This window comes from Legionella nigrisilvae, assembly GCF_977063395.2.
In genome coordinates this window covers 898169-918214 of the sequence record NZ_CDRUGZ020000027.1, presented here as the reverse complement: position 1 = coordinate 918214, position 20046 = coordinate 898169, and the positions used below count along the sequence as shown (strand labels likewise).

The following is a 20046-nucleotide window of genomic DNA, read 5'->3' as shown; positions in this document are numbered from 1 at the left end:
TGCAGAATATAAAATTAGGATATTTCTTTTTTTAAGAAAAGCAAATTTTCTTTGCTCTCAAATGGGATCTAAAGACGGCGGTGATTCCTAGAAACTTAAGATAATTCAGTAGAACTGAATGTAAGGTAGCACACCAATTTTAAAGTAGGCTACCTGTGGAGATCAATTATGTTGATTTGGATGAAATACTTCTGTCTTATCGGTGGAGTCATCCTCAGATTTGCGTCCAAAAAATCCAATCCTTTTCAGCAATGGATACTTTGACCCATCAGGGCTTCGATTATATTCAGGTGGCTGGACGATTTGTTTGTTATTAGCGGACGTTTTCCAATTCCCAATTGCTTTAAGAACTTTTTCTAATATATCTCTTAAAGAATTTAACCATTCAGGCGCATGTCCCGAATTTTGCTTTTCACGTTCATCGTGAGTGGGTAAAGGAGTGGGCGAGTCCTCTTCATGATATTCGTTTAAAACTAAACCCATTTTAGCCAGATTTTCTAAGAGACTTTCGGCATTAGATGTAAAATCATACAAACTTTGTGCGGGTAGTTCGTCTTTAAGTTTTTTTACTATCTGAGCAGCGATTGGATTTTGTTCTAATTCTTCGATGTAAGCATTAATTTTTTTTAATTGCTCACGAAAAGTATCTATTTTAATATCAAATTGCTGTAAAAGGTGTTCATATTTTTCAAGATAATTAAAATGTTGCTCAAGCAAATCTCTTTGAAGAACGAGAGCTCGAAAAAATGCTTCATAACCCTCACCCTCGGGATTTATTTGTTCTAATGATCGTTGTGTGTACTCTATGCTAGCAAACAAATCAATGATTAATCTTTGCGATTTATTTAAAGGGATAAGTGCCAGAGCAGATTCTACCTGATAGTTTTGAATGAATTCTTTCCAAAGTAAATCATTTTTATTAACCGATTCCAGTATTTGATGCTGATAAGCTTTGTCATCTTTTTCGGAAAGTTCCTGGTGCGAATTTTTCCACCAATAGGTAATGGATGCAGCAATGAGTTCACAATCTGAAGTTTGAAATAAATTCATCATGGTCATTTTATTGGCTTCAATAATTTTATCTAATGAAGCCTGGACTTCTAGGGGATCTCTCAGATTATCACTGAATACGTCCGCAATTTGCTCATGAATAGAATCATTCAATAATTCCACAGCGGTCATTTGTATGTCTACTAAATCCGCTCTGCATTCAAAAAAAGCACTTATTCTAGATAATCGCTCATCATCTAAATCCTGATCCGACGCAACATCTTTTAAAAGTTCTTGCATTTTTAAGGCTAGGAGCTCTCTTTTCTCAGCCAGCACTCGGATCGCGGAGAATTTTAGTGTGCTGGTATAACTTTCATAATAACGACAAAAATCTTTAAGTTCTAAATCAAAAGTACCCGCAACACGTTCCTCTTTAATATCAATTTGCTCCGGATTTTCCATGTTGGGTAAATACATTCTGCCTGTGAATCCCCATGGATTTCGAATGCGTATCATTTTAATTGGAAGCATTGCATCCGTATCTTTAACAGGACGGCGCGTTTCAACAACATCAACAATTGTATAAGCATGCATCGCTCTTAAACCGGGTACTTTCTCATCGTAACTATGAGGGGTTCCGGCTGTTAAGGATTCGTTCCCTGCGAGTTTGTTTTTAATGTCGTTAAAAATTTTGAGTTCTTCAGGTGAATAAATTCCACTGAAAAGTTCTTGATTATCTCTTCGTACATCTTTTTCTACATCTTTATGATAATAAGTAAATAATTCTTTTAAGATATCAACTGCCTGTTTATTCTTCTCATCCTGTGAAAAATGTTTGATGATTTCTTCAAGACGCTGTTGCCCATTACCACATTCCTTGTAAATTTTTTCCCATGCATCTTTATTTTCTAAATAAAAATCGATTAATTTTAAACAGATTTCTTGTGCCTTCTCATCAAAAATATCTTCAAAGACTCTTAATCTTGACGAGAGCATTTCTGAAATAATTTCATCTGTTCCAGATTGGTGTTCCCCTCCGAATTCTTCTATAAGTTTTTTCTGTTGGGTTAATACCTCTAATTGTTCGAGCTCACTAGCAAAAAAATTGCCTATATCCCAAGCAAAATACTTATCATTATTAATATATATTTCTTTTGAATTGCAACCGGTTAATATTTTCAAAGCAAGGGACTCTGAACCTCCTTTCAAAGCTCCGCTCATGGAAGCATTCGTATTTCCAAAGAACTCAGGAACCGAGGCTGCTGCTTTTTCAAGAATATCAACCCATAAAGCAGTATGGTTATTTAAACTACCTTTTTGATCTACAATGTAGGAATTCTCTACGCGAATATAAACGGGTTCTAAAGTTTTAGGATTAAATAAACGAACGGTCGTTGTCCCATCATCATTTTGTCTCAACATACTACGAATGTAGCTTGCTCCATCGGGTTGTCTCAAAATGGCCGCGAGAGACGCCAATAAAAAGCAATCGGGTACTCTGGCTTGTCTCACATCTTCTATGGAGGGAGAGCCTTCGCTAAATAAGGGGGCCTTGGAGGGTTGATATTGTTCGATATATTCTAAATACTGAGAAGGATCATTGAGTTCGATTTCACAGCTATTTTTTTCATCAATAGAAATATTTCTTTGATTTTCAGGTAAATCATCGCGGCTCGAACCCACGGGTACATAAGGAGTTAATCTAAATCGCTGTTTCTGTTCTGGTTTATCTAAATTCAAGGGCTGTATTATTGCTAAGCTGTTTGCTTCTAATGAATGTCCATTAGGTAATTGAATGATCTGTTTTATTTTTCCTCGAACGCCAGGAAAAACTAAAGGAACTGGACTATTGGCTGGAACGACAAGACTTCCTTGAGTTAGAAAATTCAGGGGTAACATATTATCTCTCGCCGGCGGCTATTAGTAATCTGAATTATACTTTATGAACATTAAGAGATCATTAAGGATTTAGAATAGTCATTTCTTTCTAATTGTTCCAGGTTTCCAATATTGAATGAAATAAGCTAAAGTCCGTCTTCAGGATTAATGTTTTAGTCCAAGGCGATATAATTAAATGAGACTCTTTTTGGTTCACTTAAGAAAAGAAAATATTTTTCTATTTTAAGCGTTATTGTACTATAGAGAAAATTTGTTTACTTTTGTACGAACGATGCAAAATAAATACTTGCCAGTATTTAAAAAGGCGCTTGATAATTATATAAAACAATCTAAACGATCTCATTTTTCATTTAATTCAAATGAAAAACCCATTTATAAACCAGATTTTTTTAGTAGTTTTCGGCACAGTCAAAAACTTTATCCTGCTTTAGAACAGCTACAAAAAAAATTAACAGAAGCTAATGACGAAGAAGCCAGAGAAATTATTAAAATTCATTTTAGGGATAAAAATAATAAATGGAATAATTATTCCTTCAATAATTATTTTTTAGATGAAATTTTTAAAATAGAAACCAAGGAAGATTGGGAAAAAGAATGGAGCGTATTTGATAAAAACCCGATAAGCTATTATCAAGGTATTTTATTTAGAGGTTCTGCAGAAGATATTTCTTTTTGTTTTAAATATGGAATTAAAGAAAGCGTTAAATCAGATTTTCTAGAAGATTATGTTCGGGATATGAGCGGTTCTATTGGTGTTTCTACCTCCAAATCCTTTCATGTCGCAAGAAGTTATGCCTTGCCATCCTTAGTCGTTCGCAATGAAGTGACTATAGCAACTAAACCCATATGGGCAGAATCTTATATTTATTTAATCGATTTTAAAGGAAAAACAGCGATTGATCTCGAAAGTACTTTTACATCCAGAGGTGAAACGAGTTGTGCTAAACTCTCTAAAAATAAAGAGGAAGTAAATATCGTTGGCACTATTTCCTCCGAAGAAATTATAGGGGCATTTTATGTAAATCGATCTGGAAAAATAAAATGGCATATTAATCCTAACCGAAAGGAGGCATTGCCTTATTCCCTATTTGAATCCTTACTCCCAAAAGAATTTTATACTGAATTAATTAAAGAAGGTAAAATAGCCCTCTCTAATTTAGAAGTTCCTCCGAACGATAATTGTTCGAGTTCCCCTACATTGTGTTTAGGGACGTAAACGCGTTGACTTCAAATATAAATGCTTTAGGACAGTAAAATTCGATGAATAGGTTTTGAGTCCCCTTATTATTTTTATAGGATACTTAAAAAATATAACTGCAAACCATTAAAAAGCGAAGAGGAAGGAGGCTAGTATTTTTGCGAATATGATTATCCATGAGCAATAATAATTTCATTTAAAAGTTGAAATGTCGCCCTCGCTATGGCTTTTTCTACATTATAAGAAAGTGTTTCATCTAAAGTCAGTGTCTCAATTTCGATTCCATAAAATAAAAGATTGGCCGGTAATTCATCCAGTGCGCTGGCTAATTGCAGGGCTTGTAGAATACCGATGTCATGAGTTGAGAATCGATGTCCTGTATCAAGAAGGGCGTCTTTTTGAAACCGGTGTACAGTCCCCACTTCACTGCCCGATTTGACTGCATCAATAATAAAAACAGTGTTATATCCTCGTATTAATTCAATGAGACCAACACCGGGACGATCATGACTTTCAATGAGCACGTGGGGAGCTATGTGGGTATACATTGCAAGTTCTTTTTTAAGTTCTGAGGCTACGTTCCAACCGGCTTTATCATCACCAAAAGGTGAACCAATGCCTAATACTTTAATGGAATTCATTCTCGATTCACTTTAATTGTTAAAAAATGAGTGGAACAGGAAATACACGGATCATAATTACGAATAATCATTTCACTGTAAGCTCGCAATGCTTCCTCATCTTGATTAAGTCCATATTGTTCCAAAGAAATACGTAAATCTTGCTCAATACGTGCCTGATTTTGGCTGGTTGGCGGCACAATACGAGCAGCTTTGACTTGTCCTTGCTCATCTAATTGAAGGTGTTGCCACAGAGTTCCTCTGGGCGCCTCAGTGCAACCAAATCCTGTCCCTGCACGGGGTGTGATCTCAGTATGGGCTTGCTTAGGAATTTCATACTGTTCCATGATACGTATGGATTCCAAAATGCAGAAATAGATTTCAATCGCGCGGGCCATCATGCTGTGGTACATATTATGGGAAGGAAAATTTATTTTTAAATCCTGAAGCAGAAGATGAATAGGGGGCGGAAGATGGCCAAAACAATTATTGACGCGTGCAAGAGGCCCAACAAGATAAGGTTTATTTTGTAATAAACAATGCAATGCAGTGGAATAGGGAACTTGATGTTCTTTGAAATAAACATCAAATTCATCAATGCTGATATTTAATCCATGATCAGAGACCAATCGCCCCTCATTAAATGGATATTCTGTAGGATGATAAAGCGAGACACAAGTAAAGTCATGAGAGTTATCTGGAAATGACAGCTTTGCAAGCCAGCGAATCAATATTTCGCAATCTTCGACTCGTGCTTTTGCTTTTTCTAAAAGGGTATTGATTGCCACATGATTAGGCGCTTTATAAAACCCACCTACACAGGCACCAACCGGATGCACCGAACGGCCTCCAAATAATTTGATTAAGTCGTTGCCAAACGATTGTAAACGGATGCCGCGTCGTACTTCTTCAGGATAAGTTTTTGCCATTTCAGGTGCTGATTGAAACCCTAAAAAATCAGGTAAGGCCAAAAAATGAATATGCATGCTATGGCTTTCCAGCCATTCACCACAATAAAAGAGACGACGCATTTCACGTACCCAAGGAGAGGGTTGTAGGGCAAAACAATGCTCAATTGCCTGAGTTGCGCTCATTTGATACGCAACTGGACATATCCCGCAGATTCGAGCCACAAGATCCAGAACCTCAGTATAACTTCTACCTTCGAGAAATTTTTCGAATAATCTGGGCGGTTCGTAAATTTTTAGTTGGAGTTTGGTGATTGCATTATTTTGAATGTGGAGCTCAAGTGCTCCTTCGCCCTCTACTCGCGCCAAGATGGGAACATTGATTGAAATTGTATTACTCATTGCTTATTTTAATACCTTTAAAATAGGTACCTGCTTTATTAAAAGCCGGTGCTTGATTATTAATATGCAGAAATTTTTGTGCAATGGCTTCTCGAGTCATACCTAACTGTTCGAACCAGTTGCCCAAGGATTGAGGATTGGGATTTTCCTTAGGACCATAACATGCATAACATCCACGTCCTACGGTTGGGCATAGTGAACCACATCCCAATTTGGTTACCGGGCCCATACAGGGTTGTTTTTGAGTGACCAAAACACAAACATTACCTTTACGTTTACACTCCATGCATTCAGAGTCATTTTTGATATGTGGCGTCGCATTGGATAATAAAAAACGAATCGCTTCTAATACTTGATTGCTATTTACAGGACAACCCCATAACTCCCAATCCACTTTGACATGTGAAGCTATTGGAGTTGAGGTGCTCAAGCTTTGTATATAATCTGGAGAAGCATAAATACTGCTGACCCATTCTTTTGTATTGGCGAAATGACGTAAGGCTTGTACACCACCGGCGGTAGCACAGGCACCAATCGTTATAATAAATTTGCTTTTCTCGCGAATTTTTTTGATGCGGTGCTCTTCGTCTGGCGTAGAAATGCTGCCTTCAACAAACGCAATATCGACTTGTGCATCTACCTCGACTGCTCCGGCCTCCGAAAAATGCACCATGTCCACTAAATCAGATAATGTAAGTAAGTCCTCTCCTGCATTTAAAAAGGCTAATTGACATCCATCACATGACGTGAATTTATGTACCGCTACACGTGGCTTCATGGTTGTTAAAATCCCCGTTCATTAAACAATTCTTTGATTTCTGAATAAGCAAATACAGGGCCATCCTTACAAATAAAAAATCCTCCGTATTGGCAGTGTCCACATTGTGCTATACCGCACTCCATATTTCGTTCCATACTCAAATAAATATCGTGTTCCGAAATACTACGTTTATGAAGTGCCTTAACCGCGGTATTCATCATCATTTCTGGGCCACACATCATGACGATTGTGTTTTCAGGATTCAGATTGAGCTTATCAATCATATCGGTAACATAACCTACAGCCCACGGCCATTTAGGTCCGGCTTGATCTGCGGCAATATGAATTATAGTATTGGGGGATTTTTGCCAAATTGCATATTGTTTCCTGAAAATAAAATCTTCACTGTGTTTCACGCCTTGTAAGATACTCAAATGACCATACTGTTCCCTACGTGCTAAAATATATTGGATAATTGAAACCGAAGGGGCGCAACCTAGACCGCCCGTGAGCACTACTACATCTTTGCCTTTTGTCTGTTCAAGTGGCCATCCGCGTCCATAAGGACCTCGTACTCCAATTCGATCTCCTGGCTGGAGCTTTTGTAATGCTTTAGTTACTCGACCTATGGCCCGGATAGTGTGGGTTAATATATCTTTTCTTTCTGGATCAGAAACAATCGAAATTGCGACTTCACCCACTCCATACAGATAAAGCATATTAAATTGTCCTGGGGCAAAGAAAAACTGTTCCTGTCGTTCCGAATCAAGAAAATATAAATGTAGGGTAAAAATGGTAGAGGATTCTTCGATTTTCTCCACAATAATTGCTTCAAGTGGTACATAGGGATCGAATTTTGGGTTAATCACTTTCTTTAATCCTTATGTTGGATTCACCAGAAATAGCTGCTAATTCTTCGGTAATATCGATACCCACTGGACACCAAGTAACGCATCGTCCACATCCTACGCAACCACTGGTATCAAACTGATCAAACCAACTGCCGACCTTATGAGTCAACCATTGTCTATATCGTTTTCGAGTATCCTCACGAAGTACTGTTCCACTCAAATAACTATGACCTGCGCTAAAGCAAGAATCCCATTCGCGCTGATGCTCGCTACAGCTGCCATCTAAACTGGGTTTTTCTACTTCACTATGGCAAAAACATGTTGGACACACGGAGGTGCAGTTACCGCAGGATAAACATTTTTGTGCCACTTCTTCCCATCTTGGGTGATTTAAATTGGCAAATAATAAATCGCGTAAACCTTGTTTATTATCCAAAGGAATTCTTTTAGTTTGCATATCTGCAGTGTGTTTTATAATTTTACTGACTTTGGTGCATTGATTCGATTTTGCTTTAGACAAGTTCAAGCGTTCAATAATCTCTTGACCACGTTCACTGCCGAAATTGACTACAAAACCATCATCAACTTCAGTCATAAGGATATCAAAGGAGTTCTTGACTTCGGGGCCGGTGCCTGCTGAAACACAAAAACAGTTGTTGGAGGAATAAGAACAGTTCACTGCTACAATAAATAAATCTTCACGTCGTTTTTTATAACGTGGATCGGGATGGCCCCCCTCAATAAATACTTTGTCTTGAATCTTCATTGCTGCTAAATCGCAAGCGCGTGCACCGATCATTGCCAGTGGTTGCTCCTCTGCTTGCTGGGGTTGGAACGATAGTTTCCCTTCACTGTTTCGCTCTACTTTCCATACCGTTTCCTGAGGTTTAAATAAAAGAGGTTTGATTGCTTGTGGTCCATTTGCAAATGCAAATGCTTTATGTTCTGAAATTTTTTCTAGTTGATAGCCTCCAGGGGTTTGCTGATCTCGGATCCCCCAAGGTAATTGATCTACATTTTTGAGCACATCATAAACAATAGCGCCATCACGTACTTGAGGACCAACACAGCAATATCCTGCGTCCTGCAAGGCGGACAATAAACTCTGCAATTTTAAATAAGGCATGAAATAGCTTATTTTTATAGACATAAAACTCCTTATAGCTCGAACGCAACGTGATTGGTTCAAGGTTTTTCCAGGCGTTGAGCATGGATTCCCGCCTAGACATAATATTGTTTTGCTTCCTTTAGTATTCCCAATTAAACTGGCTTAATTCAACAAATCCGCGGTAATTGTTCTCCTACTAACCAATCGACAATTCGTATACCTCCAAATTTTGTTTTTAGTTGTACAAAATTCCGTGGGTCTTCAATCACTTCCCCAATAATTTCCGCATGCCTTCCCAGAGGATGTGCTTTCATTGCGGCTAATAAAGTATTCGCATCGTTAGAATCACAAATGGCTACCAGTTTTCCTTCATTGGCAACATATAACGCATCAAGTCCTAACAGCTCGCAGGCACTGGCAACTTCGGTACGTATTGGTATCCTACTTTCATCAATAATAAAACCCACATTCGATTGCGAAGCAAATTCATTTAATGTAGTTGCGAGACCGCCACGCGTAGGGTCGCGTAAACAGTGAATATCAGGTACTGCAGTTATCATATGAGCGACTAAATCATTTAGTGCAGCGGTATCGGACTGGAGTGTAGTTTGAAATTGCAAATTATTCCGATGGGCCATAATGGCAACCCCATGATCGCCAATATGCCCGTTGACTAGGATACAATCACCCGGTTTGGCTCGGTTACCTGAGATCTGGATGCCTTCAGGGACTACTCCAATTCCAGTTGTAGTAATGAACACTCCATCCCCTTTGCCGCGTTCAACTACTTTGGTATCCCCAGTAATAATAGCGACACGAGCTTGTTTAGCGGCAGCCGCCATCGATTTAACAATCTTTTGCAAATCACTCAGTGGAAATCCTTCTTCTAAAATGAAACTGGCAGACAGGTATAATGGTTTTGCACCCGACATTACAATGTCATTCACCGTTCCATGAACCGATAAGGAACCTATATCACCTCCCGGAAAAAACAATGGTGATATCACATGAGCATCTGTGGTCATAACCATTCTTCCAGCTGATATGGAAAAACAAGCCTGATCGTTTTTTTCAGCAAGCCAGGGGTTATCAAAAGCAGCTAAAAACATTTGTTCGATTAATTGGCTCATGGCGCGTCCACCACTGCCATGGGTTAAATTAATAATCCCTTCTTTAAAATTGAGTTTTGGTGCTTTTATTTTTTTGGATAATACTGTTTCAGTCATCATGCATTCACCCGCCCATAAGCATATACCGCAGCACATGCGCCTTCAGAGGACACCATACAGGAGCCTAGAGGATTTTCTGGAACACATGCTTTGGCAAATAATTTACATTCTAGTGGTTTTTTTACGCCTCGAAGAACCTCCCCGCAAATGCATTGTTTGTGTTCATGGGAGATAAAATCTGGAATATTGAATCGCTGTTCTGCATCGAACTCCGCATACTCTGCCCTAATTTTTAAAGCACTGTGAGGAATAAATCCCAAGCCTCTCCATTCAAATTGATCGCGTAATTCGAATACTTCAGCCATAATGTGTTGCGATAGCAGATTACCTAAGCGATTTACCGCCCGAGTATATTGAATTTCTACCTCACATCGTTGTTCATTAGTCTGATGAACTAACATTAAAATAGAATGGAGCACATCCAAAGGTTCGAAGCCGGAAATCACTATGGGTTTGCTGTATTTTTTGCATACCGCTTCATAGGGTTGACTACCAATGACAATACTGACATGAGCAGGGCCCACAAACCCATCGAGTTTGACTTCGTTGGCTTGCAGTAGGTGATCCATAGGCACTGGTGTTAAAACGTGGTTACAAAAAACACTAAAATTGCTGAGCTTTAGTTGATGCGCTTGGCGGATAACTAGTGCGGTTGGAGGCGTGGTGGTTTCAAAACCAATAGCAAAAAATACAATTTCTTGTTGTGGATTTTCTTGAGCGATTCTTAACGCATCGCTTGCTGAATAAATCATCCGTACATCAGCACCGAGTGCTTTGGCGTGCAGTAAATTTTTTTGTCCTGTGCCTGGAACCCGCAACATATCAGCATAGCTGCAAAGAATCACATTCGGTAATGCGGCCAAAGCCATTGCTTTATCGGTCGTAGCCATCGGCAATACACAAACAGGGCAGCCAGGGCCATGGATCATTTCTACATTATTCGGTAGTAAGCTTGGAATTCCGTAACGATGAATAGCGTGAGTATGACCACCACAAAATTCCATGTACTGATAGTGTCGATCCGGATCCACTTGTGTAGCAATTTGACGGGCGAGCGTTTTTGCAAAATCACCATCGCGGAAGTCTTCAATGTATTTCATGCCGATTCATCCTGAGTCATTTGAGCAAATAGATCTAGGGTTTTCTGTGCCTCGAGTTCATCCAGTCGTGTTAACGCATACCCAACATGAATAATCACATAGTCCCCCAATGCGACTTTATCTACTAATTCAGTTGAGATTTCTTTGGTGATACCCCCTACATTTACTATTGCTTTGGCATCATCAAGAATTTGTATAATTTGGGCGGGTAACGCCAAACACATAAATTATCCTTTGTTCTTTTTATATTTTGGATATGGGCTTTAGCGCTGCGCCCTTGCTCTATTAAGATTATTTGCCGGCAATCCAGGCTTGTCCGAGAGAAATTCCCCCATCATTGGGTGGAAGAGCACGCGCTAAAAAAGAGGTAATGCCGAATTCATTTAGAGCTGTAGTTAATCCTTCGGTTAATATTTGATTTAAAAAACAACCTCCGCTTAATACTACCATATCAATTTTTCTTTCTCGACAAACTTTGTTTAACCATTCTGCAAGACCCGCAATAAGTGTTCCATGAAAAAGATTGGCCCCAGTTATCGGATCAGGGCAATCCGCTAGCGATTCCAGAGTAGGCATCATATCAAAGAAATTTTCTTTTATTTGCCATCCATGGGGTAGGATTTGTACCTGGGTTACAAGACTTTCTAAGCGCATCGCTGCATGTCCTTCGTACTGCGAGATTAATTGAATCCCTAATAATGCACTTGCTGCATCAAACAAACGGCCACAACTGCTTGTGGCCGGGCAATTTATTTTTTTATCCAACATCTGATGAATCAAGTGTGCTTCTGGAAACTTAAAGAATCGCTCCGTAATTTTATCGGCGTGTCCTAGATGGTGTAATACGCTTGCGGCCATTCTCCAAGGCTCGCGCGCTGCACTTTCTCCACCCGGTTGCAACAGAGGTACAAAAGATCCAACCCGAGTAAACGTTGTATTATCCCATAAAAAGAGTTCGCCACCCCAGGCCTCTCCGTGGCTACCATAGCCATATCCATCAAGGGCTAAGCCTAAGACTGATTGGGTAATGCCGTGTTCTGCGATTACAGAGGCTAAATGAGCATGATGATGTTGTATTGCATATGCAGGAACTCCAAATTGCTTGGCAAAGTGTGTCGTGTAAAAATCAGGATGTAAATCATGAGCAACTCGTTCTGGGTTTACATCAAGAAAACGTAACCAATGGTTTAATGATTCATGGAAGAATTCAATGGTGGCCCTGTTATTCAAACTCCCAATATGTTGAGAAACAAAGGCTTCATTCCCTCGAGTAATGCAGAAGGTGTTTTTTAAATGTCCGCCTACGGCCAAGGTTGGTGGGATTTCATAGGGTAATTGGATTGGGGTAGGTGCCAAACCGCGAGAGCGACGGATGGCTACAGGACTACGATTAATTATCCGCAGTACAGAATCATCTGCTCGAGTTACAATATGGCGGTCATAGGAACTAATTTTATCTGCGACATCTTTGAGTTCATGGCGGGCAATCTGGTCGTCGAAAATAATTGGTTCACCGCCTAGGTTTGCGCTAGTAACCACTAATGCGGTGTCGTGAAATTCATTCAGCCAGGCATAGCCGTTTTTATTTCCGATGAGCGCATTAAAGAGTAAATAATGTAATGGAGTGTATGGAAGCATGACTCCCAAACTGTCTAAATCAGGAGCAATTTTGGGATTGAACTCCTGCAATTCTTCATTTTTTTTGAGTAACACAATTGGGCGAGTAATGCATTCTAATAAATCTTGTTCTTCTTTATTGATTTTGACAAAACGTTTGGCGCTGATACTGTTCAAAACCATAATCGCAAAGGGCTTTGCGTCGCGATTTTTTCTTGAGCGTAGCTTGATTACCGCCCCTTCATTACGTGCATCACACACGAATTGGTAACCTCCTAAACTTTTTAAAGCGATGATCTCACCCTGTAAAATACTCTTGGCTATTTCTTCCACCGAATGTGAAAGTTGAGGGCCGCAATGGATACAGGCTGTCGGTTGAGCATGATAACGTCTGTCTTCAGGATTGTTATAATCTGCTTGGCAATCCAAACATAAAGGGAACAAATCCATGGAGGTTTGATTGCGATCATAAGGGAGATTGCGAGTAATAGTAAATCGAGGACCACAATGCGTACAATTTAAAAAAGGATAACGAAAATAGCGGTTTTGAGGATCAAAGAGTTCATGTAAGCATTCCGAGCAGATCGAAACATCAGGGGTAATAATGGTATTTACTCTACCTTTTTGGCTTTCAATAATTTTAAAAAGTGTTTCGTTGGTCTGTAAGAGAATGGCTTTCTGTTGAATATCATTTACTTTGGCAAGCGGGGGGAGGTTCTCTTGTAAATGAGCGATAAAATCACCGGCCAAAATTCCTTGTACTTCGATTAGCACACCGTCTGCATTATTTTGGATCCATCCAGTGAGATCAAGGTGTTTAGCGATTCGATAAACACAAGGTCTAAAACCAACACCCTGAACTTGTCCTTGAATGATTATCCTTAATCGTTCGATTTGTTTAGACACGGTTATTCATATGCTTTTGTTTTAACCATTCATACCAACCATTTAAACCCTCACCATTGCTCGCTGAAAGGGTCAGAGTTTCAATATCGGGCTTAATTTGACGCGCATATTTAATGCATAGTTCCAGATTAAAATTTACGTAAGGAAGCAGATCCATTTTGGTGATGATCATGAGATCAGCACAACGAAACATATCAGGATATTTCAGTGGTTTATTATCCCCTTCTGTTACGGAGAGAATAACCACTTTGAATTGTTCACCTAAATCAAATAATGCAGGGCATACCAGATTCCCTATATTTTCAATAAATAAGAGCGAATTCTCTTGCAGGGTAAGATCTTCTAATGCATGACCCACCATATGTGCATCTAAATGGCATATTTTTCCGGTATTTATTTGTAGGGCATTCCCACCACTTGCTTGAATGAGCTCCGCATCGTATTGGGTTTGCTGATCACCGACTACCACTGTAATATCTAATTCTTGTTTTAAATCCAAGATCGTTTTTGCCAAGAGGGTAGTTTTTCCTGATCCAGGACTGGACATAATATTTAATGCTAAAATATTTTTTGTTGCTAAAAAACCTTTATTATGGCGGGCAAATTGTTGGTTCTTAGCTAAAATATCTTGTTCCACATGAATTAAATGTTCATCGTGAGCAGTGTGTGCGTGTTTATGCCCATGACCATCATGATGTTCCATTTCGTTATGTTCCTCAGAACAACCGCAGATTCCACACATTATTCAATCACCATTGATTTGATCCGTAATTCTTCACCGTGAATAACCTTTAATGCATGACTTCCACAAGCCGGACATGCATCGAAATAATTTTGCAAAGGACTTTGTTTCTCACATGATTCGCAGAGTGCTTCTCCCGGGATATCAAGAATGGAAACTTCTGCATCCTCAGCTACGGTTCCTTTAGCAATTACCCTAAAACCAAAAATTAGGGCATTCTTCTCTACAGCAATAAGTTGCCCCATTTCTAAAACTATTTTTTTTATTCGAGCACATTGTGTTGTATTCGCTTGCTGCTTAATTATTTCGAGAATACTTTTACACAGCCACAATTCATGCATTATATGACCTAAATTTCTAATTATACATTTGGATAAAATTAATCATACCAATAATCAAACTAAATGAGGCAATTAAAAGGCCTGCCATCCGAGACAATAAAAGCGATACTGAGTCAGCACGTTGGATCAATGTTGAAATAAATACTCCATTTAATCCGTCAGAAACCATCATCCCTAACATAAAAATGACCCCCAGTAATCCTGAAAATATCCATCCATTCATGGCGCGGGCAGAAATAGAAAATAAAACAACTTGGCTGACGGTATCAAAGGACAGGGCAAAGAGTGCTCCAAGTAAAAGGATAAAAAAAGGATTAGAGTTCTTTCGAATTAATTTTTTTGATAAAAAATTTTTCAAACTGGTTGGTAGAGCAGGAGTGGAGGGGCTACGGAACACATTCCAAAGATTTAAAAATCCAAAAATCAATAGAAAAGTAATCGATATACTGTTTCCGACTCCGTCTAGCCATTGGGGAACCATTATAGGTTTCACCCCATTGCCAATAATTAAGCTGATTAAAATAACAACAAATCCATGCCCAAGAGAAAATAAAAATCCTACACACTTCGCTAGAGTTTTTTGAGTACTGACAATCCTTGTAACTGAATCAATCGTTGCTAGATGATCCAAATCAAAACCGTGGCGAAGACCTAATAGAAATGCCATCGCGATTAAAAGTAATCCAGAATTTTGCATAGTTTACTCGAATAACTTGGAGGCAGAATTGTCATTCCTGCGTAGACGGGAACCTATTCTAGCGATGAGTAGAGCCACTTTAAGAAGAGATTCCCGTCTTGCGGGAATGACAGGAATCCTCTTATCTTAATGGCAACGCCTTTGCATTGCGTCCAGGCTATAATTAATTACAATTATTATTCTTGACGCAGTTTACCAGACTGGTTGCAAAGTGATAATTGTTATTTTGATCATGAATCACTTCCCAGTCAAAAACACCACCAAATCCTGGATAAGTCCGTGGTGGGATATAGGTACCACAACTTGATGAACTCGCAACTCCAGTGCGTAAACATTGTATGGCGCGTTTAATTGTACTAATAACTGCTGCGGGTGAACCATCACTTTGTCCTGATGCATTGGGTGCAGGATAACCAAGGACCACTTGAGATGGAGTCAGATAACTGATGTAAGGTTGGAATCCAGTTTGTTGCCCTGAACTAGTCACTGCAGGCCAATTTTCTAATAAATCCGTTGCCATAGCAACCGAAGCATTAGGAGTACTGGTATTGTTTGGATCATAACAAATTAAGTCAATGCCAAAAGTACAACCTGCGTTATACATTTGAATACCAACCCATTCTAAAGATTGATGAGTTTGCATCACCAAAGATGCATAGTTTCCCCATGTAGCGTCAAACCCCGAAGTGGCGGCAACATTAGCAGTTTGCGGCGCTAAGGTAAGAAGCAGATTGGGGTGATTGGTATGCATTGTATTAATAATATTCGCTAAAACCGCTATATCACCTGTTGGATTGGTAAATGTTCCACCTGCATTTAATCCACTTTCTATATCAATATCAAATCCATCAAAATGATATTGGGTTACAAGATTTTCCAATGAACTAATGAAGGTTTGCTGAAATGCTGCGGGTGAAGAGGCTGCGGCTAATACCTGATGAAAATTCACTGTGGTATTAGGGATGCCTGACGATGCACCACCTAGAGAGAGCAATACTTTAATGCCAGCATCATGCAAGGATTGTATGTAACTTGCGGATACAGTATCGAAGGCCGAAGTAATTTGTCCGGGAGAGGTCGTGCTAAAAACTCCAAAAGCAACCAGAATATGGGTATAACCCGCATTAGCTAAAGCAGTAGCAGGGGGTGGCGTTACCCAGCCTGGTAAGTAGCCTATAATTCTGCCGCCAGCAGTTGTGCTCTGGGTATAAGTTATCGTTTCTGTCGCAGAAGACGATGCGGTTAAAGGTTGTGGAGAATAACTTATTGTATAACCATTAACTGCTGTTGCACTTACTGTATAAACGACTCCATCAGCTAAGTTTACATTACTTGTTCCTGAGCCATTGACCAAAGGAATTGCTTCATTAACTGGTGCACCATTACCACTAGGGGTAAAGGTTACATTAATAGAGGAAACCGACGATGGTGCTCCTGTAATTGTAATGGGAACACTGGCTTGGGCAACCTGAACACAGTTATAAGTGAGTTGCACTGAGGGGGCGGAAACTGCTGCTGTAGCCGAGGTCGGTGTAAATATTGGAGAACAATTATATCCGTTATAGGCTATTGAAGGAGTAGAGAAAGTATAATTCACTCCATTGGCTAACTGACTAATTACGTTCGTGGTACTCCAATGTACTTGCGCATTGATGGCGCTCTGATTATCCATCCGAGTTAAAGTTACAGTAGGTATACCCGTATAACCTGATAACTGAGAGGGCAATGCAGGTAGTGTGATATTGATGTTTCCTGTTGTTGGTGCTGCTGTATAGCTAAGAGTAGAGGAAACCGTGGTATCCGCTGTAACGGTTAAGTTTGCAGGATTTGCGACTCCTTGATACATGACTCCATTGCTATCCGTAACCGCAGTTGGTGATACAGTATAAGTTCCGGCAGCTAGACCCGAAATGAGTTGTTGTCCAGACCAGGGAACTTGTACTGTACTTATATTTTGTCCATTTAAAGTTAAATTCACTAATGCATAGTTTTGCGATACATTCGCAGGTTTTGCAGTTGCATTGATTAAATTAATATTTCCTGTGGATACTGGAGAATTTAAATATACAAGAACACTATTGGCTATGTAGTCTGCAGTAGGCGCTCCATAGATTATTGTAAAAAAACTTCCTTTAGGGAGCTTACTATTGGCTCCTGGATAGGTGGGAAATTGTAATGAGAGCGAAGATAAATACGTACCATTACTTTGGGACTGTGAGGTAATTTGTAATGTATTGACTGGATATGATAAAGGCGAAAAATTTCCCCAAAAAGAAGTATTTAAATTACTGTTATTAGAGAATGTTATTGTAGAATTTTGAAAATCTACAGCCTCATTGCAATTGTTAGTTAATTTCAATGAAATTGTTTGCCAGCTTTTTGTACCCGTTGAGCTCAAGCTTCCTGTAATACAAGAAGTGGGTTGAGGAGCAACAATTGGCGTTTTAGCCAATCCATCATTTAAGACAAACAAAAAACTAACTAAGAGCCCTATTTTTTTCATAAATTCCCTTAATTTTCATTAAATTAGTTATTAATCGGAGATCAACAATAATGACCTTTAAAGTTAAATGCAAGAGTTCTTAGTAACAAAAAAGCACGGTTTAAACCGTGCTTTGAAAGGAAAGGAATGTCAAAAAAAGGCTTAAATAGAAGGATTTTTATCCTTTCTTTGTGACCATTGCTCATCTGCTATTGCTTTCAGTTGCAAACTAAATGCTACCCAGATAAGCGAAGATTTGACTATCCAGAAACTCGGGCCTGGTCAAGAAGGCTACTTCAATTGAATCTAGTGCAGGTCGTTATAATCCATAGCCAAAACGTGTGAGTCCTTTCTATAATGTTCCGAAAACTGTTTCAATTCAGGTAACCTTTTTTCACACCAACGGATCGCCGTAATTACAGGTAGAGAATCCTTATTATTTTTCAGGGTCCATTGGGCATGTTCTAATAACAAACTGGATGCGAAAGTTTGTGCTAATGCAAACGAAAGTTGTCTTGCTCCAGCCTGTTGTTCTTCATCACTCATCTGAGACATGGATTGGACATGGTTTTTCAGTTTTTGGACGTCGTGCTGTGTTTTTATCTGAGGTTGAATAAGTTCTTTATTTTTAATTTGGCTCAATCGGTTTTGGATGTCCTCAAGAAAAAATATCGCTGCATTCTCTTTATGAATGGCACGCAATGCATCAAGACTTAAAATATTAGTCGTTCCTTCCCATATGGAGAGTACTTGTGCGTTTCTTAATAATTGTGGAAGTCCTGTATCTTCAATATAACCAGCTCCTCCAAAAGCCTCTAAAGTCTCGCTAACTACACTAATTGCTTTTTTTGCCGTATAAAGTTTTATCAGGGGAGTTAACAATCTCAGAACGGCTCGTTCCATTTCTGTGGCTTCATTTAATTCATCTTTTCCTAACAGTTCAATGGCATGAAAAACCAAATGGAAGGCGCCAGTAAATTCGACGTGCATGTCTGCTAACGTTTCCAGATGGAGTGCATGTTTTGATAAGGTATGACCAAACGCAACACGTTTTGTGGCATAATCACGAGCCAGTGCGAGGCCTCGTCGCATGTAACCCACAGCGCAACAAGCATTGTAAATGCGTGTAATATTAAACAATGATGAAATTTTTTTAACTCCATCTCCCGCGGGTCCCACTAATAATGCAGGAGTATCCTTTAGAGTCAATTCTGCAGTGGGTAAAGCACGGGTACCTAATTTATCTTTTAAGCGATTTATATGTATGCCATTCAATTTACCCATCTGATTTCGAAGTTCAAGATAAAATAGGCTTAACCCTTTACTGCCCTCAGGGGCGCCTTCGATACGCGCAAGAGTCATTGCAATCTGTGATGTGGTCGCAGAAGTAAACCATTTAACACCACTGAGTCGATAATGAGAACCACCTGGTCTTGCAATCGTAGATGTGCCACTCACATCAGAACCCCCGGTGCGTTCGGTCATCCATTGTCCAGAAGTCCAAAAATAAGCTGGATCAGAAGAGATTAAGTGGGGGAGGGCGTGCTTTTTCAATGATTCATCTGCATAAAGTTCCAATGCTCGAGCAGCCCCATCCGTCATCGCGAGGGGGCAAGTATAGATTGCTGATGAAGGATGAAATAAATACAATTTGGCAAACTGATGGATACGTGATAATGCACCATGACGACGTTCATATCCTATGGCAATTAATTGTTCTTCTGCAGAGATTTTATCGAGTTCTTTCCATGCTTGAGATACTTCAATATGGTCAATGCGTTTACCCCATGGGTCATAGGGAACATGCTTGGGTGGAAATGCTTCTGCTTCTTGACCTAATTTATAAATATCCTCAATGACTCGTTGACCTAGTCGGTACAATTCAGGTTGGATTTCCGTCAACATGGAAGTAGGAAGTTTCCATTCTAGATAAGTTTTTAAAACTCGATCTGCATCATATTGATTGCCTAAGCGAGGCGGAGTTTGAAAAAAATCATTCATGGATCTATTCCTTTAGATTTTTAAATTCTTCTATCTTAACCGGCTTAAATATAAGGGGCAATCCAAAAACTTTATGACTTCCTTTTCTACGGTCCGCAATGCCCCTAAACTGGATATTTAAAAATTAGGTAAATTTGGTAAGAAAAAAAAATAGATTTGAACTTTCCTTACAAATCTGACAAGGTAACTGCTGGA

Annotated in this window: 16 protein-coding genes; 1 reads left to right on the top strand and 15 read right to left on the bottom strand. The window is 39.3% G+C overall.

Features of this window, described 5'->3' with window-relative positions; genetic code table 11:
* Nucleotides 1–162: 162 nt before the first annotated feature.
* Entirely contained in the window at nt 163–2889 is a 2727-nt protein-coding gene (locus tag ACWTE2_RS21310) for a C2 family cysteine protease (protein ID WP_454784262.1), read from the bottom strand.
* A 250-nt stretch (nt 2890–3139) separates the two neighbouring features.
* Between ACWTE2_RS21310 and ACWTE2_RS21305 the strand changes: the two genes are divergently transcribed.
* Nucleotides 3140–4105, top strand: coding sequence for a hypothetical protein (locus ACWTE2_RS21305; protein WP_454784261.1), 966 nt, complete (start codon nt 3140–3142; stop codon nt 4103–4105).
* 152 nt (nt 4106–4257) lie between these two features.
* On the opposite strand, the gene ACWTE2_RS21300 is transcribed toward ACWTE2_RS21305, so the two are convergent.
* The 14 genes from ACWTE2_RS21300 to ACWTE2_RS21235 all read right to left on the bottom strand — a co-directional run bounded on the left by ACWTE2_RS21300 (nt 4258) and on the right by ACWTE2_RS21235 (nt 19851).
* Nucleotides 4258–4728 carry a hydrogenase maturation protease gene (locus tag ACWTE2_RS21300; RefSeq protein WP_454784260.1) on the bottom strand — a complete coding sequence of 157 codons (471 nt, stop codon included), beginning with the start codon at nt 4726–4728 and terminating at the stop codon, nt 4258–4260.
* A complete protein-coding gene (locus ACWTE2_RS21295) occupies nt 4725–6017 on the bottom strand; it encodes a Ni/Fe hydrogenase subunit alpha (protein ID WP_454784259.1) in 1293 nt (430 codons plus the stop codon). Before ACWTE2_RS21295 ends, ACWTE2_RS21300 begins: the two co-directional genes overlap by 4 nt.
* The gene (locus ACWTE2_RS21290) at nt 6010–6795 is read right to left on the bottom strand and encodes an NADH-quinone oxidoreductase subunit B family protein (protein ID WP_454784258.1); all 786 of its coding nucleotides are present in this window, start codon (nt 6793–6795) and stop codon (nt 6010–6012) included. The genes ACWTE2_RS21295 and ACWTE2_RS21290 overlap by 8 nt, the downstream gene beginning before the upstream one ends.
* Nucleotides 6796–6800: 5 nt before the next feature.
* A complete protein-coding gene (locus ACWTE2_RS21285; protein WP_454784257.1) occupies nt 6801–7646 on the bottom strand; it encodes an FAD/NAD(P)-binding protein in 846 nt (281 codons plus the stop codon).
* Nucleotides 7639–8754, bottom strand: a complete 1116-nt coding sequence (locus ACWTE2_RS21280) for a 4Fe-4S dicluster domain-containing protein (RefSeq protein WP_454784441.1) — start codon at nt 8752–8754, stop codon at nt 7639–7641. The genes ACWTE2_RS21285 and ACWTE2_RS21280 overlap by 8 nt, the downstream gene beginning before the upstream one ends.
* 149 nt (nt 8755–8903) lie before the next feature.
* Nucleotides 8904–9965 carry a hydrogenase expression/formation protein HypE gene (gene hypE / locus ACWTE2_RS21275; protein ID WP_454784256.1) on the bottom strand — a complete coding sequence of 354 codons (1062 nt, stop codon included), beginning with the start codon at nt 9963–9965 and terminating at the stop codon, nt 8904–8906.
* Nucleotides 9962–11065, bottom strand: a complete 1104-nt coding sequence (gene hypD, locus ACWTE2_RS21270; RefSeq protein ID WP_454784255.1) for a hydrogenase formation protein HypD — start codon at nt 11063–11065, stop codon at nt 9962–9964. The genes hypE and hypD overlap by 4 nt, the downstream gene beginning before the upstream one ends.
* Nucleotides 11062–11289, bottom strand: coding sequence for a HypC/HybG/HupF family hydrogenase formation chaperone (locus ACWTE2_RS21265; protein ID WP_182391212.1), 228 nt, complete (start codon nt 11287–11289; stop codon nt 11062–11064). The genes hypD and ACWTE2_RS21265 overlap by 4 nt, the downstream gene beginning before the upstream one ends.
* A 67-nt stretch (nt 11290–11356) precedes the next feature.
* Nucleotides 11357–13588, bottom strand: coding sequence for a carbamoyltransferase HypF (hypF, locus tag ACWTE2_RS21260; protein ID WP_454784254.1), 2232 nt, complete (start codon nt 13586–13588; stop codon nt 11357–11359).
* Nucleotides 13581–14330, bottom strand: a complete 750-nt coding sequence (hypB, locus tag ACWTE2_RS21255; protein ID WP_454784253.1) for a hydrogenase nickel incorporation protein HypB — start codon at nt 14328–14330, stop codon at nt 13581–13583. The genes hypF and hypB overlap by 8 nt, the downstream gene beginning before the upstream one ends.
* Nucleotides 14330–14671, bottom strand: coding sequence for a hydrogenase maturation nickel metallochaperone HypA (hypA, locus tag ACWTE2_RS21250; RefSeq protein ID WP_454784252.1), 342 nt, complete (start codon nt 14669–14671; stop codon nt 14330–14332). Before hypA ends, hypB begins: the two co-directional genes overlap by 1 nt.
* Nucleotides 14672–14687: 16 nt before the next feature.
* Nucleotides 14688–15368, bottom strand: a complete 681-nt coding sequence (locus ACWTE2_RS21245) for a HoxN/HupN/NixA family nickel/cobalt transporter (RefSeq protein WP_454784251.1) — start codon at nt 15366–15368, stop codon at nt 14688–14690.
* A 163-nt stretch (nt 15369–15531) separates the two neighbouring features.
* Nucleotides 15532–17871, bottom strand: a complete 2340-nt coding sequence (locus tag ACWTE2_RS21240; protein ID WP_454784250.1) for a glycosyl hydrolase family 18 protein — start codon at nt 17869–17871, stop codon at nt 15532–15534.
* A gap of 285 nt (nt 17872–18156) precedes the next feature.
* Nucleotides 18157–19851 carry an acyl-CoA dehydrogenase family protein gene (locus tag ACWTE2_RS21235; protein ID WP_454784249.1) on the bottom strand — a complete coding sequence of 565 codons (1695 nt, stop codon included), beginning with the start codon at nt 19849–19851 and terminating at the stop codon, nt 18157–18159.
* Between the last annotated feature and the right edge of the window lie 195 nt (nt 19852–20046).

Coding starts and splice junctions, on each gene's coding strand:
- ACWTE2_RS21240 (WP_454784250.1), bottom strand. CDS start 17,871: ATGAAAAAAATAGGGCTCTTAGTTAGTTTTTTGTTTGTCTTAAATGAT.
- ACWTE2_RS21280 (WP_454784441.1), bottom strand. CDS start 8,754: ATGCCTTATTTAAAATTGCAGAGTTTATTGTCCGCCTTGCAGGACGCA.
- ACWTE2_RS21300 (WP_454784260.1), bottom strand. CDS start 4,728: ATGAATTCCATTAAAGTATTAGGCATTGGTTCACCTTTTGGTGATGAT.
- hypD (WP_454784255.1), bottom strand. CDS start 11,065: ATGAAATACATTGAAGACTTCCGCGATGGTGATTTTGCAAAAACGCTC.
- hypE (WP_454784256.1), bottom strand. CDS start 9,965: ATGATGACTGAAACAGTATTATCCAAAAAAATAAAAGCACCAAAACTC.
- ACWTE2_RS21310 (WP_454784262.1), bottom strand. CDS start 2,889: ATGTTACCCCTGAATTTTCTAACTCAAGGAAGTCTTGTCGTTCCAGCC.
- ACWTE2_RS21235 (WP_454784249.1), bottom strand. CDS start 19,851: ATGAATGATTTTTTTCAAACTCCGCCTCGCTTAGGCAATCAATATGAT.
- ACWTE2_RS21245 (WP_454784251.1), bottom strand. CDS start 15,368: ATGCAAAATTCTGGATTACTTTTAATCGCGATGGCATTTCTATTAGGT.
- hypA (WP_454784252.1), bottom strand. CDS start 14,671: ATGCATGAATTGTGGCTGTGTAAAAGTATTCTCGAAATAATTAAGCAG.
- ACWTE2_RS21295 (WP_454784259.1), bottom strand. CDS start 6,017: ATGAGTAATACAATTTCAATCAATGTTCCCATCTTGGCGCGAGTAGAG.
- ACWTE2_RS21265 (WP_182391212.1), bottom strand. CDS start 11,289: ATGTGTTTGGCGTTACCCGCCCAAATTATACAAATTCTTGATGATGCC.
- hypB (WP_454784253.1), bottom strand. CDS start 14,330: ATGTGTGGAATCTGCGGTTGTTCTGAGGAACATAACGAAATGGAACAT.
- ACWTE2_RS21290 (WP_454784258.1), bottom strand. CDS start 6,795: ATGAAGCCACGTGTAGCGGTACATAAATTCACGTCATGTGATGGATGT.